The organism is Halosolutus gelatinilyticus (genome assembly GCF_023028105.1).
In the GTDB taxonomy this organism is placed as follows: domain Archaea; phylum Halobacteriota; class Halobacteria; order Halobacteriales; family Natrialbaceae; genus Halosolutus; species Halosolutus gelatinilyticus.
The window spans coordinates 444,248-458,198 of sequence record NZ_CP095492.1 but is presented as its reverse complement, the minus strand read 5'-3'; the positions used below and the strand labels follow the sequence as shown (position 1 = coordinate 458,198).

Sequence of the window (13,951 nt, the reverse complement as noted above, 5' to 3'; positions counted from 1 at the left end):
GTACCTCCGAGCGGGAGGCTGGACGACGGGACTCGCCCCCGGCACCGGGTCAATCTGCGCGGTATCGCTCCAGGGCGGCCGCGTCGATCTCGATTCCGAGGCCCGGCTCCTGTGGGACGTCGATCGTCCCGCCCGACGGATCGAACGGCGTCTCCAGCAGGTCGCTCCGCAGCGGGTTCTCGCTGCGGTCGAACTCGATCAGCATCGGCTCGGGGACGTTCCGCGTGTGGGGGTAGTTCGACACGCTGGCGGCGAACTGCACCGCGGCGGCCATGCCCACGGCGCTGTTCCAGATGTGGGGCCTCACGGCCACGTTCTCGGTCGACGCCATCCCCGCGATGAGGCGCGCCTCCGACAGGCCGCCGCAGCGGCCGAGGTTCGGCTGGACGATGTCGACCGTCCGATCGTCGATCAGCCGCTTGAACGCGAAGCGACCGTAGTGCGCCTCGCCGGCCGCGATCGGGACGTCGATCTTCTCGCGGAGTTCGCGGTATCCCGATCGGTTCTCCGGCGGCACGGGCTCTTCGATCCACGCGACGTCGTACTCGCCGATCGCGCGAGCCGATTTGACCGCCTGGTGCGGGCGGTAGTTGCCGTTCATGTCGACCATCAAGTCGGCGTCGTCGCCCAGGATCTCCCGCGCCGTGCGCACGCGCTCGACGTCCGACTCGACGCCCGCGCCGATCTTGATCTTCGCGGCGGTGAACCCCTCGGCGACGGCCTCGCGGATGGGTTCGTCGATCGGTTTCTCCGCCTCCGTGAAGTACATCGTCGAGGCGTACGGCGTCAGCCGTTCACAGCGCGTCCCGCCGAGCAGCCGGTGGACCGGACGCCCGACGGCCTTTCCGATGATATCCCAGCAGGCGACGTCGATCGCGCTGACGGCGCTCTGGACGAACACGTCGCCGCCGAAGTGGTACGGATCGACGTAGGACCGTTCGGCGAGCGACTCGACCTCGAAGGGATCCATCCCGACGACGTCGTCGGCGAACAGCGTTTCGATCGTCGCCGTTCCGATCGGGCCCGGCGCGAAGGCCTCGCCCCAGCCGACGAGGCCGTCGTCGGTCTCGATGCGTACCAGCGTCGTTCCGCGGTCCGTTCCGAAGCCCCGCGCGTCGCCGAGCCCCCGACCGTCCGGCAGCGAGTGTGCGAGCGGAATCGCCCGGATGTCCGTGATCTCCATGGAGACAGCGACAGACTCGCGGCCAATATAGCTTGCGTTGATTCGGTCGAGATTCGATCCGGAACGGCGCTTCTCGCAGAGCCCCCCCGCACCGGTGACCGACGGAGACCCCAGCGATCTCGGCGCCGACGCGGCGCACGGGGAACACATTTATTACGGACGTTCGGCGTAGTAGCGGTCACCACATGACCAGCGCTGCTCTCAGAGATCGCTTTCGCGACGTCGCGTTCACCACCGCGGTGCCGTTCGGCGACGACGGAGCCGTCCTGTTCGATGACCTCGCCGAGAACCTCAGGACGCAGTACGAGGCCGGTGCCCGGCTGTTCGTCCCGTGTGGCAACACCGGCGAGTACTACTCGCTCACCGGCGAGGAGCGGATCGCGATCGTCGCCGCCCACGTCGAGGCGACCGGCGACGACGCGACGATCGCCGGCGGGGTCGCCGGCAGCGTCGCGGAAGTCGGACGACTCGCCGACGCCTACGAAGACGCCGGTGCGGACGCCATCATGGTGATGCACCCGGATCACACCTACGTCCACGAGTCCGGGCTGGCGAACTACTACCACCGGATCTGCGATGAAACCGACCTCGGCGTCGTCATCTACAAGCGCGGCCCCGAGATCACGCGCGACGTGCTCGTCGAGTTGAGCGATCGCGAGTCCGTCGTCGCGGTCAAATTCGCGGTGAACGACATCAAGGAGTTCTCGCAGACGGTTTCGGACGCGCCCGGCGACGTGACGTGGCTCAACGGAATCGCCGAGCGGTACGCCCTCGCGTTCGCGATCGAGGGTGCGACGGGGTACACCACCGGGATCGGCAACTTCGCGCCGGAGGCGACGCTCGCGCTGTTCGAGGCCGTCGAGAGCGAGAACTGGGAGCGCGCCCGCTCGATCCAGCGGCTGCTCCGCCCGATCGAGGACCTCCGCGAGGAACCGGGCGTGGGGAACGCGCTACCCGGCGCAAACAACGTTCCCGTCGTCAAGTACGGAATGGAGCTCGCGGAGTACTCGGGCGGCGCGGTTCGCGATCCGCTGGTCGACCTCGCCGAGAGCGACGCGGCGCGTCTCGAGGAGCACTACGATCGACTGCGAAGCGCCCCGCTGCACGAACCGGCCTAATCCCCTCGTGTCGTGATCGCGTCGCGACGGCGTATCGTCGGTGCCCGGTCCGACGTCACGGTGCGCCGTCGATCGGAGCGGAGGCTCGAGTACAGGTCGGCGTCCGGCTACTCGTCGTAGCGGAATTCCGTCCACGGACCGTCGACGAACGGATACTCGTCGAGGACGTCGAGATCGACGTCGATGCCGAGGCCGGGCGCGTCCGAGAGGAGCAGGCGGCCGTTCTCGACGGTCGGCTGTCCGTCGACGATGTCGAACGCGAGGTCGAACGGGTACATTCCGGGGTCGATCTCCGTTTCGGCGAGCGCCGGATCGTTCTCGAAGACCGGGTATTCCAGGAGCCCGACGCCCGGGGCCGCGGCGACGAGGTGCGCGTTGGCCTGGAGCCCGAGCCAGGTGCCGAAATTGTGCGGAACGAACTCGACGTCGCCGTCGGCGCAGCACTCGATCGCGTCCCGACAGCCGGTGTACCCCTCGTGGTGGCGAACGTCGCCCTGGAGGAAGTCGACCGCACCGGTCCGGCCGAGACGAACCAATCCTTCGGGCGACTCCTCGCTTTCACCGCCGGCCAGCGGTGCGCCGGATTCGGCCAGTTCGACGTACCCCGCGTGATCGTCGGGTTCGACCGGTTCTTCGACCCAGTAGGCGCCCCGCTCGGCGGCGTGTTCGACCAGTTCGCGGACGGTGTCGCGCCCGTACGAGTCGCGGAGCTTCCACCACGTGTGGACGTCGAGCATGAGCTCGATGTCGTCGACCGCGTCGGCGAGCAGGTCGATCGTCCGCCGGTCCTCGTCGGGGCCGATTCCGGGCCGGTACTTGTACCCGAAAAAGCCCAGTTCCTCGAGCGCTTCGGCCTGCTCGACGTACCCCTCCGGTTCCATGTACATCCCCGCGCTGGCGTACAGCGGCATGTCGGTCTCCGGTTCGGTTCCGTACTCGTCGGCCAGCAGTTCGTAGATGGGCGCGCCCAGTTCCTTCCCCCGGAGGTCGTACAGCGCCACGTCGATCGCCGAGACCGCCTCCGTTCGGAGGTGCGCGGGGAGGTCCGTCGCGGCGAGCAGGTCATGGGCGTCGCGGATCTCGGCGATCGACTCGCCCTCGAGCGCGTCGGCGACGGACTCCTCGACGACGTCGGCGAACGTTCCCTGCGAGTCGCCCTCGAAGTACTCGCGCATCGCGGAACTGCTGGCGCCCGCGGTCGAGAATCCCCGGCGGCCGTCGCGGGTTTCGACGACGACGAGTACGACGTCTCGCTTGCGAAGCCGCCGCGCTCCGCCGTGGAACGGTCGGTCCTGGACCGGATCGATCGGGGAGGACAGCGCGTGCCCTCTCACGGTGGCGATATCCATACCTCGTCCATTCGCGGCCTGACCTATAAATCATCCGAGTACTTCCCCGGCGCGCACTCGACGAATTTCGCGCGGAGCGCCGATCGTAGCGGGATTTTTCCTGGGCTCCCTTGCTGCCCATCCGACGGCGCGGAGGCGGCTCTGCGATCGGTGTGGTAGTCGATCGTTCCCGTGACGGGAACAGAACGCGCCGCGATCGGGCGGCAATCGACGAGTGAACTGCCGATTAGCCGGGTACTGTCGGGTTGATGCCCTCGCGACGGTCACCGCACCGACTCTTTCGATGCCGGCCGAATCGTTCGCGACTTGGGAACGATTTTGCGGGAGAACGGCCGTCGCTCACGCCTGGTAGTTCGATCTAACGATGGCGTTCACCGCCCCGCGGGCCGGTTTCCTCGTCCGTCTCGCCAACGCGTCCGAACTGTCGCTCGGTTCGCACGTCCCGTCGGCATTCGGGATTTTCCCACCGCGAATGCGCCGATATCGGGACCATCTGTCCCGATGCGCCCGAAATCCGGCGAGTGGGTCATCTGTCCCTCTGTGGTTCGAATCTGCAGCGGCGGTTCCACCCGTACGATTTACAGTAGTACTCGTGTAACTCATCGTTACAATAGTACGGTTGTAATGTTCCCTATAGGGGAACGAGAATCTCGCGATCGGGCCTCGATCGCGGCCGCGAGAACGGCTCATCGCCGACCGACCGCAGCGTCGACTACCCAGTGGATTCGGCTGTCTAGGCGCTATTGTACCCGTCCGAAGAGCCGTGCTGCCAGTCGCAGGCGGGTTCTCGTCCGAGCGACGGGAAGGGGATCGATCCTGGGGCCGAATCGTGACACCCTGACGTGTCCGCGATCACGGGATTTATCACCGTTCCCGACGAGCCCCGCGTATGAGCGTTCAGGTTACGGTTTGGAACGAGAACGTCCACGAACGGGAGGAGGAGTCGGTCGCCGAACGTTATCCGGACGGCATTCACGGCGCGATCGCTGACGCCCTCGACGGTGACGGACGAATCGTCCGGACGGCCACGCTCCGGGAGCCGGACCACGGTCTGACCGAGGACGTCCTCGCGAACACCGACGTCCTCGTGTGGTGGTCCCACTGCGCGAACGACGAGGTTTCGGACGCCGTCGCCGATCGCGTCGTTGATCGGGTTCACGAGGGGATGGGGTTCGTTCCGGTTCACTCGGGGAAGAACTCGAAGCCGTTCAAGCGGCTGATGGGGACCACCTGTAACATCAAATACCGCCACGGCGGCGAAACCGAACGCATCTGGGTCGCCGACCCCGGCCACCCGATCGCGGACGGCCTCGACGAGTCGTTCGACGTCCCCTCGACGGAGATGTACGGCGAGCCCTACGACGTGCCGGAACCCGATCGAACCGTCTTCGTCTCGTGGTTCGAGGGCGGGGAAGTGTTCCGCTCGGGCATCTGCTACCGCCGCGGTCGGGGGCGCATCTTCGCGTTCCGCCCGGGTCACGAGGAGTACCCGATCTTCTATCAGGACGAGGTCCGACGGGTGCTGAACAACGCCGTCGACTGGGCGGCCCCGACCGAGGGCGCGCAGGCGGTCTACGAGGAAGTCGAACCCATCGAACCGCTCGAAGACGATCACTGAGTTGGCTGCCGTCGCGCGCCGCCGAGGAAGACGGGGAGCACCGCCACGCCCGAATCCGGTATCCCTCACCGTCGTCCCATTCGGTTCGATCGCTAGATGAATTCGCGTCGAATCTGCTTGACGGGGGCGATCGGCTCGACGGGGATTTTCCTCGGCGCACTCGGTGGCGCATCTGGATCGGCGGCCGAGGTCACCGGCGTCGAAAACGGCGCCGAATACCGGATCACGCCAGCCCACAGCGGTACGACGCTGGATCTGGGCGGGCGCCTCGATCGACGACGAGACGTCGGTTCCCGGGGCTGGCGAACTCGTGACCGGTTCGATTCGGTCTACCGATACAGAGTTCGATTTACTCCCCATTTCCGCTGATACATATCGTGATATACTAGAATAAACTTATAGTAATTGCTCCTTACATTCTGAACGGTGTCAAAAAGTGGCACACAATAGACGCGCGTTTTTACGCGCCATCGGAGCAGGAGGTATCGGCGCCGCGGTCGCGTCCGGCGGAACCGCCGCGGCAGCAGAGACAATCACTGTCGAAGGGGCAGGAGCGGACATCTGGAACGATTACGACGAGTTCCACTACTACTACGAGGAAGTCACCGGCGACTTCGACGTGACGGTACGGGTAGACTCCCTCGAAGACACGAGTGAGTACGCGAAAGCCGGCCTGATGGTCCGCCAGACGCTGGCGGACGACGAGGAACACGCGATGGTCCGGAAGATGCCGGGTCACGACACCTCGTTCCAGTGGCGATCGAACAGCGGCGACCAGGCGGTGAGTACGACGTCCGACGGCGGCAGCGGCGAGAGCGAGGTTTCCGGTGGGACGGTACAGGCCGCGTACCAGCGGCTGGTCCGGTCGGGCGACACCATCGAAGCCTACGGCTCGACCGACGGCAGTAGCTGGACGCTCATCGCCGACATCTCGCCGGGCGAGATCGACTTCGCCGACAGCGCCTACGTCGGGCTCGCGGTGACGAGTCACAACACCGGCACGCTCTGTACGGCGGAGTTCTCCGAGCTATCGGGGCTCACACCGACGAACAACCAGGACGTCGGCGACGTCGACGTCGCCGGCAGCGTCACCGACGACGGCGGGACGGCTGATCCCGCACCGATCGTCGCCACGGGCTCCGTCTCGAATCTCGGCACGTCCTCGGTGACCCTCACCGGATCGCTCCAGGATCTCGGCGATGCTGCCTCGGCGGACGTCGCCTTCGAGTACCGCCAGTCCGGGGCGAGTTCGTGGAGTACGACGGGGACCCAGGCCCGATCGTCGACCGGGTCGTTCAGCGCGGACGTCTCCGACCTATCCAGCGAGACGGAGTACGAGTATCGCGCGATCGTTACCGCCAGCGACGGCGACGCCAACGTCGGTTCCATCGACACGTTCACCACGAACGGGGACTCGGGCGGCGGCGGCCCGATCACCGTCAACGGTGCCGGCGCCGACATCTGGAACCAGGCCGACGAGGGCCACTACTACTTCACCGACGTCAGGGGCGACTTCGACGCGGTCGTCGAGGTCACGAGCGTCGAGGACACGGACAGCTGGGCCAAGGCGGGCCTGATGTTCCGCGAGTTCCTCGCCGCCGATTCGAAGAACGCCATGGTGCGGAAGACGCCGGGGAACGACTCGTCGTTCTCCTGGCGCGAGAGCACCGGCGGGACCGCGGAGAGTACGACCTCGGACGGCGGCGACGTCATCCGGAACGGCGGGCAGATGGCCGCCGACTGGCAGCGACTCGTCCGCACCGGAGACACGATCCGGGCGTACCTCTCGACCGACGGCAGCGACTGGACGCTGATCGCCGAGTTGAATGCGTCGACCTTCTCGACCGAGGGCTACCTCGGACTCGCCGTCACGAGCGCGAACCCCGGAACGCTGTGTGCGAGCGAGTTCACCGACCTGGCGGGCGTCACCCTGACGAACAACCAGGATCTGGGCAACCCGGACGTCTCCGGAAGCGTCTCCGGCGGAGCCGGCGGCGACGACACGCTTCCGCTCGTGTCGACCGGCTCGGCATCGAACGTCCAGGATGCGAGCGCGACGCTGTCGGCATCGCTCGACTCGCTCGGGAACGCCGCGTCGGCCGACGTCTCCTTCGAGTACCGCGAGACCGGCGCCGGTTCGTGGACCGCCACCGGATCCCAGACGGTCTCCTCGGCGACGGCGTTCAGCATCGACGTCTCCGGGCTCTCGAACGACACGGAGTACGAGTACCGGGCGGTCGCCGACGCGAGCGACGGCGACACCGACGTCGGCTTCGTCGAGACGTTCACGACGCGGCCGCCGGACACTCAGCCGATCGTCTCGACGGGCTCGGCGTCCGACATCTCCTCGTCGGCGGCGACCCTCTCGGGATCGCTCGACGACCTCGGGGGCGCGTTCCACGCGGACGTGTACTTCGAGTACCGCGAAAGCAGTGCCTCCTCGTGGACCGAGACGACGCCCCAGAACCTCGACGAGACGGGGTCGTTCGAACAGACCGAATTCGGACTCGCCAGCGACACGAGCTACGAGTTCCGCGCGGCGCTCGAAGCCGAAGACGGCGACACGGCCGCGGGTGACGTCGCGACGTTCTCGACGACCGAGGGCGTCAGCGGCGGCTCGCACTTCGACCTCGAGGACGGGTTCGCCGACGCCTCCTGGTTCGACGACAGCATCCAGGTCATCAAAGTCGGCGCGAACTACGGCGAGATCCAGGCCGCCCTCGAAACGACGGGACCGCGCCTGGTCGTCTTCGAGGAGAGCGGCGTCCTCGACCTGCAGAACCAGACGCTCGAGGTCACCGAGCCCAACTGCTGGGTCGCCGGTCAAACCGCCCCCTCGCCGGGCATCACGTTCACCAACGGATTCTTCCAGGTCGACGCCGACGACTGCGTCGTCCAGCACGTCCGCGTCTTCCGCGGCGACGAGAGCGGCGGCGAGGGTACCGACCCGATGAACAGCGCCGACGGCACGCAGAACGTCATCTTCGACCACTGTACGGCGTTCTGGGGTCGCGACGAGAACCTCTCGATCGGCTACGACTCGACCAACACCACCCTCTCGAACTGCATGATCGCGGAGGGGCTCGAGGACCCCGAGGAGAACTCCAACGGGACCCTCGTCGGCGACGGCGCCGACAACGTTGCCATCCTCGGGACGATCTACGCCAAGAACAACGACCGGAACCCGCGGCTCAAATCCGACACGCGGACCGTCGTGGTCAACGGCCTCAACTACTACCACGACAAGGCCATCTGGATCGACGAGAGCGCCGAAGCGTCCGTCGTCGGCAACGCCTACATCCACCGCTTCAGCTTCCGCGACCCGATCGTCTTCGGCGACGGCAGCGTCCACATGGAGGACAACTACGTCGCCGATCCGCCCCTCGACGGGCGGCCCTTTTCCGACGTCGGCACCGAACTGAGTTCGCCGCCGCTGTGGCCGAGCGGACTCGAAGCCCTGCCCGCCGGGGACGTCGAGAGCCACAACAAGACCTTCGCGGGCGCACGACCGGCCGATCGAATCTACCAGGAGGAGAAGATCGTCCAGCAGATCACCGACCGCTGGGGCAGCCTCGACGTCGATCCGAACGACGACAACGCCGGCTACTCCGACATCCCGGACAGCGCCGCGGAAGCCGGCGGCTACCCCGACCACGGCGGCACCACCCGCACGCTCGACGTACCCGACTCCGGCCTGCGCGACTGGATCGACCAGCACGCGGTGGCCGTCGAGACCGGCGACGGTTCGTCCGGCGGCGGTGGCGGCGGTGGCGACGCCGACCCGTCGGTGACCACCGATTCGGCGTCGGAGATCGGCACTTCGTCGGCCACGCTCAACGGGTCGCTCGACGGCCTGGGCGGCGCCGACGGCGTCGACGTCTCCTTCGAGTGGCGAACCACGACCGACGACGCCTGGACGACGACGGGAACGCAGGCGCTCTCGTCGACCGGGTCGTTCAGCGCCGACGTCTCCGGCCTCTCGAGCGGGACCAGCTACGAGTATCGCGCCGTCGCGAACGCGAACGACGGCGACGCCGCGACGGGATCGACGAGCACGTTCAGCACGTCGACGGACACGGACTTCTCTGGCGGCGCGTACTTCGACCTCGGCGACGGGTTCGCCTCGCCCGACTGGTTCGACGACAGCGTCGACGTCTACCGGATCCAGAACGCCACCCGGAGCGAACTCGAGGACGCGCTCACCGCGAGCGGTCCCCGGCTGGTCGTCTTCGAGACCAGCGGGACGATCAGCCTCGGCGGAAGTCCGCTGCAGATTACGAACGACAAGTGCTGGATCGCCGGCCAGACCGCGCCCTCGCCCGGCATCACGCTGACCGAGGGGCTGTTCCAGATCGACGCGAACGACTGCGTCGTCCAGCACATCCGCTCGCGCGTCGGCCCCGGTCCCAACGGGGACATCCAGGGTAACGACTCGTTCAACACCCAGGACGAGACGACGAACAACATCTTCGATCACTGTACGGCCTCGTGGGGCGTCGACGAGTGCATGTCCGTCGGCTACGACACCGACCGAACCACGTTCGCGAACTGCCTCATCTACGAGGGGCTGTACGACCCCTACGGCGACGGCTCCGACCACAATTACTGCACGCTCGTCGGCGACGGCGCCGACCACGTCGCGCTGCTCGGGACCGTGTGGGCGAAAGCGCGCAACCGCATCCCGCGGCTCAAAAGCGACACCAGATCGGTCGTCGCCAACAACTTCTGTTACTTCTTCGACGAGGCGTCGAACGTCGACAGCTCCGCCGAGACGACGTGGGTCGGCAACAAGTACACCGGCCTTCTCGCGACCGGCGAGTCCATCGTCGAGGGTAGCGGGACGGTGTACAGCGAGGACAACATCACGGCGGACCCGCCCACGGACTCGGACGTCTCGTTCGTCGAACAGAGCACGACGAGTTCGCGTCCGCTTTGGCCGAGCGGTCTCTCGGCGATGTCGTCGGGCGACGTCGAGAGCCACAACCTCAACTACGCGGGCGCGCGACCCGCCGATCGGACCGGGAACGACTCCCGGATCATCCAGGAGATCCGCGACCGCGCGGGTAACGACCGCCTCGACTCCGAGTACGACTACTGGATCGCCGACCACGAGGAGGTCGGCGGTTACCCCAGCCTGCCGGAGAACGCGCACACGTTGAACGTGCCGGACGCCGGTCTGCGCGACTGGCTCGAGCAGTGGGCGCTGGCCGTCGAGGAGGAAGACGCCAGCCCGCCCTGATCGGCGACGACGACGGAGACCGTCAGCGGTGCCAACCGGCGCTGGACGTTCGAATCGGTGTACCGACCGCGAACCGCGACGCGACGGAGACGCCGCCCGAAGCGCCGCGTTCGAGCCACCCGCGAGCACTCGGCTCGCGCTTCTCCCGCCGTCCGGATCTATCGTTCGCCGACGCTTCCGTCGGCCCGGTGCCCCGGCGATCGATCGAAGCCGAGATCCGTCCCCGCGAGTTCCCGGACGCGATCCTCGTCGATTTCGATACCGAGCCCTGGCTCCTCGGGCAGATCGAGGTAGCCGTCGGTCGGTTCGAATATCGACTCGTTCTCGACGTACCGCATCGCCTCGTCGTCGTCGAGGATTACCTGTTCCTGGATCAGCGCGTTCGGCGCGGCCGCGTCGACGTGGAGCGACGCCGCCAGCGCCAGCGGCCCGATCGGGCAGTGGGGTGCGATCGCGGCGTCGTAGGTCTCGGCCAGATCGGCGATCTTCTTCGTCTCGGTGATCCCGCCCGCGCTCGAGACGTCGGGCTGGACGACGTCGACCGCGTCCGCTTCGAGGATCGGCCGGAACTCCCACCGAGAGTACAGCCGCTCGCCGGTGGCGATCGGGATCGACGTCGCCTCGGCGATTCGGGGAAGCGCGTGGCCGTGTTCGGGCGTCACCGGTTCCTCGACGAACATCGGTTCGAAGGGTTCGAGCGCCCTCGCCAGGCGGCGGGCCATCGCTTTCGAGGTGCGGCCGTGGAAATCGAGCGCGACGTCGACGTCGGGACCGACAGCGTCGCGAACGGCGCCGACGATCTTGCGTGCGCGCTCGACGGCCGCCGGCGCGTCGATCAGTTCGAGCCCGGCCGTCGGAACGAGCTTCACCGCGGTGTACCCCGCCTCGGCGTGTTCGTGCGCTTCCGCGGCGGCGGCCGCCGCCGGATCGGTGACGCCCTCGGCACCGTGGGCCCTGACGTGGCGGTAGAGCCGGACGCGATCTCGAGCGGGTCCGCCCAACAGTTCGTAGACCGGCATCCCGGCCGCCTTTCCCTTCAGATCCCACAGCGCCTCGTCGACGCCGGCGATCGCGCTCATGTGAACCGGGCCGCCGCGGTAGAAGCTGCTGCGGTACATCGCCTGCCAGAGGTACTCGATCCGCCGCGGGTCCTCTCCGAGCACGTACTGGTGCAGCAGCTGGTCGACCGCGCTGCGCGTCGCCGGCTCGCTGCCACCCGCGAAGTGCCACTTGGTGTACACCTCACCCCAGCCGGCGCGTCCGTCGCTCGTCTCGAGCTTGAGAAACTGCCAGCGCGGCGGGACGTCGTAGAGCTCGTAGTCCGTAACGTGCATCCATCGGGGATGCGGACGGTCCGGTCTTGAACGTTCCGGCGAACGGACGCGATTACCCGCGCGAGACGATCGCGACCGCGGTGTCAATCGTCCGACGTCATTGTTTCAGCCCGAGTAAAATTATAAATATCCCCACCTATCAGTAGGTGTCATGGCGAAAGGTAGCAACTGCCAACGGACCGGCACGACTCGACGAGACGTTCTCAAATACGGCGCTGCGGGCGGGATCGCGCTGGTCGCGGGATGCACGAGCGGATCCAACAGCACCGATCGGTTTCGCATGTTCGACGCGGAGACGAGCGGCGCGCCCCCGTCGGAACGACACTGCAACCCGTGGAACTTCGCGCAGCGCGGGGCGTGGCACCCGGGCGCGCTCGTCCACGATCGCCCCGTCGTGTACAGTCCGGTGGAGGACGAGGCGTACCCGCTGATCGCGACCGAGTGGGAGATGGCCGACGAGACGACCGTCGAATTCACGTTCAGCGACGAGTGGACCTGGCACGACGGCGATCAGGTCGTCGCCGACGACTGGGTCATGCAGCTGCAGATAGCGCTGGAAATCCTCGACTATCAGTCCCAGTCGGACGACGAGCGGCCCCACGAGTTCATCGAGTCCGCCGAGGCCGTCGATGAACGGACGGCGCGAGTCAGCCTCCACGACCCGCTGGTGACCACGTACGCGGTCCGGACCGCCGTCTCCGATCTGGTCGGCGACGAGAGCCGCGGCATCTTCACCAAGCACACCGACGACCAGTGGGCCGAGTGGCACCAGCGACTGCGGGACGGCGACGGGGACGAAGTAGACGCTGTCGTCCAGGAGCTCACGACGACGAACTACCCGTCGCTCGACGAAGTGGTCGGGAACGGACCGTTCGAGGTCGCCGACGTCGGGGACAACCTCGTGATCTTCGAGAAGTACGACGACCATCCGAACGCCGACAACCTCAACTTCGACGAGTGCTCGGTACGCGTGTTCGAAAACGACGATCCGACGCAGCCGTACGCCGCCGGCGAGGTCGACGCCGCGCACATCCAGTTCCCGGTCAAGGACGGGTCCAAGCAGCAGCTCCCCGACGGACACACGCTCGTCAGGGAGAACCTGTCCACTAACCTGCTGTTCACGTTCAACTGCGGGCACGGCGTCGACTACGACACGCCGTTCGCGAGCGCGAACGTCCGCAAGGCGGTCTGTCACGTCTTCGATCGCCAGCAGGCCGTCCAGCTTTTGGAGGGCGTCAACCGCATGTTCGACTGGCCGCCGTGTCGCGTCCCGGGAAGCATCCTGGGAGACGGCTCCCACGAGGCGACGGAGTGGGTTCAGGACTTCACCAAGTACGGGCAAAACGACACCGAGCGCGCCGCGGAACTCCTTCGAGAGGAAGGGTACGAGCGCGACGACAACGGCGAGTGGCTGACGCCGGGCGGCGAGCGGTTCGAGATCGACATCATGAACGGAACGGATCGGAAGGATTTCGGGGTACTCAAACAGAACCTGAACGACTTCGGCATCGCGACGAACCAAGAGCAGGTCGACGACGCGACGTTCGACGAACGTCGGCACGCCGGCGAGTACGACATGATGCCCGACAGATCGTCCGCCAACGGCGTCACCGCGATGTGGGGACTCGACCTCGTTCCCCGCTGGCTCCAGTCGATCGCCCACTTCGAGCTCGAAGCGGAGATCCCGATGCCCGTCGGCGATCCGGACGGCTCCGGCGGAACGAAGACGATCAACATCGAGGAGCACATCCGTCAGTGGCAGGTCACCGGCGACGACGAGTACCACCGAGAGCTGATGTGGTGGTGGAACCAGACGCTCCCGCAGATGGAGGCGATGTTCCAGCCGGACGCCGGCGCCTACAACGCCGATACCTGGAACCTCGACGCGCCGGAGGGGGTCATCGACGGCACCGAGGACGCGCTGTACCTCGTTCCGAAGATGCGGGACGCGACGATGGAGTACAAGGGCTGAAACCGGAGTTCCGCCATCTCGCTCGGCCACGCCGTCGGCCGTCCACGCGGATTCCGGCCGGCTGACGGCGATCGGCGATGAACGCTCCGTTCCGAGCGGCGTCACGCAGGCGACGCGCCGGATCCGATCGCTCGGCCC

The 13,951-nt window shown here is 66.9% G+C and carries 7 protein-coding genes; 4 read left to right on the top strand and 3 right to left on the bottom strand.

Annotation, left to right across the window (positions count from 1 at the left end):
- Window positions 1-49 precede the first annotated feature (49 nt).
- Window positions 50-1,183, bottom strand: a complete 1,134-nt coding sequence (locus tag MUH00_RS21100; RefSeq protein WP_247004248.1) for a mandelate racemase/muconate lactonizing enzyme family protein — start codon at window positions 1,181-1,183, stop codon at window positions 50-52.
- A gap of 185 nt (window positions 1,184-1,368) precedes the next feature.
- On the opposite strand from MUH00_RS21100, the gene MUH00_RS21095 reads away from it, so the two are divergent.
- The gene (locus tag MUH00_RS21095; protein ID WP_247004247.1) at window positions 1,369-2,301 is read left to right on the top strand and encodes a dihydrodipicolinate synthase family protein; all 933 of its coding nucleotides are present in this window, start codon (window positions 1,369-1,371) and stop codon (window positions 2,299-2,301) included.
- Between the two features lie 107 nt (window positions 2,302-2,408).
- Here MUH00_RS21095 and MUH00_RS21090 read toward each other — a convergent pair whose 3' ends face one another.
- The gene (locus tag MUH00_RS21090; protein WP_247004246.1) at window positions 2,409-3,650 is read right to left on the bottom strand and encodes a mandelate racemase/muconate lactonizing enzyme family protein; all 1,242 of its coding nucleotides are present in this window, start codon (window positions 3,648-3,650) and stop codon (window positions 2,409-2,411) included.
- A gap of 889 nt (window positions 3,651-4,539) precedes the next feature.
- On the opposite strand from MUH00_RS21090, the gene MUH00_RS21085 reads away from it, so the two are divergent.
- Window positions 4,540-5,268 (top strand): ThuA domain-containing protein, encoded by a 729-nt coding sequence (locus MUH00_RS21085; RefSeq protein WP_247004245.1) that lies wholly within the window; start codon window positions 4,540-4,542, stop codon window positions 5,266-5,268.
- Between the two features lie 436 nt (window positions 5,269-5,704).
- A complete protein-coding gene (locus MUH00_RS21080) occupies window positions 5,705-10,507 on the top strand; it encodes a DUF1349 domain-containing protein (RefSeq protein WP_247004244.1) in 4,803 nt (1,600 codons plus the stop codon).
- A gap of 158 nt (window positions 10,508-10,665) precedes the next feature.
- On the opposite strand, the gene dgoD is transcribed toward MUH00_RS21080, so the two are convergent.
- A complete protein-coding gene (gene dgoD, locus MUH00_RS21075; RefSeq protein ID WP_247004243.1) occupies window positions 10,666-11,841 on the bottom strand; it encodes a galactonate dehydratase in 1,176 nt (391 codons plus the stop codon).
- Between the two features lie 151 nt (window positions 11,842-11,992).
- Between dgoD and MUH00_RS21070 the strand changes: the two genes are divergently transcribed.
- On the top strand, window positions 11,993-13,813 hold the full coding sequence (locus MUH00_RS21070; protein ID WP_247004242.1) for an ABC transporter substrate-binding protein: 1,821 nt from the start codon (window positions 11,993-11,995) through the stop codon (window positions 13,811-13,813).
- Window positions 13,814-13,951: the final 138 nt, after the last annotated feature.

What these genes read in the sequence shown, in the direction of transcription:
- MUH00_RS21100 (WP_247004248.1), bottom strand. Translation starts at nt 1,183, where the DNA reads ATGGAGATCACGGACATCCGGGCGATTCCGCTCGCACACTCGCTGCCG.
- MUH00_RS21095 (WP_247004247.1), top strand. Translation starts at nt 1,369, where the DNA reads ATGACCAGCGCTGCTCTCAGAGATCGCTTTCGCGACGTCGCGTTCACC.
- MUH00_RS21090 (WP_247004246.1), bottom strand. Translation starts at nt 3,650, where the DNA reads ATGGATATCGCCACCGTGAGAGGGCACGCGCTGTCCTCCCCGATCGAT.
- MUH00_RS21085 (WP_247004245.1), top strand. Translation starts at nt 4,540, where the DNA reads ATGAGCGTTCAGGTTACGGTTTGGAACGAGAACGTCCACGAACGGGAG.
- dgoD (WP_247004243.1), bottom strand. Translation starts at nt 11,841, where the DNA reads ATGCACGTTACGGACTACGAGCTCTACGACGTCCCGCCGCGCTGGCAG.
- MUH00_RS21070 (WP_247004242.1), top strand. Translation starts at nt 11,993, where the DNA reads ATGGCGAAAGGTAGCAACTGCCAACGGACCGGCACGACTCGACGAGAC.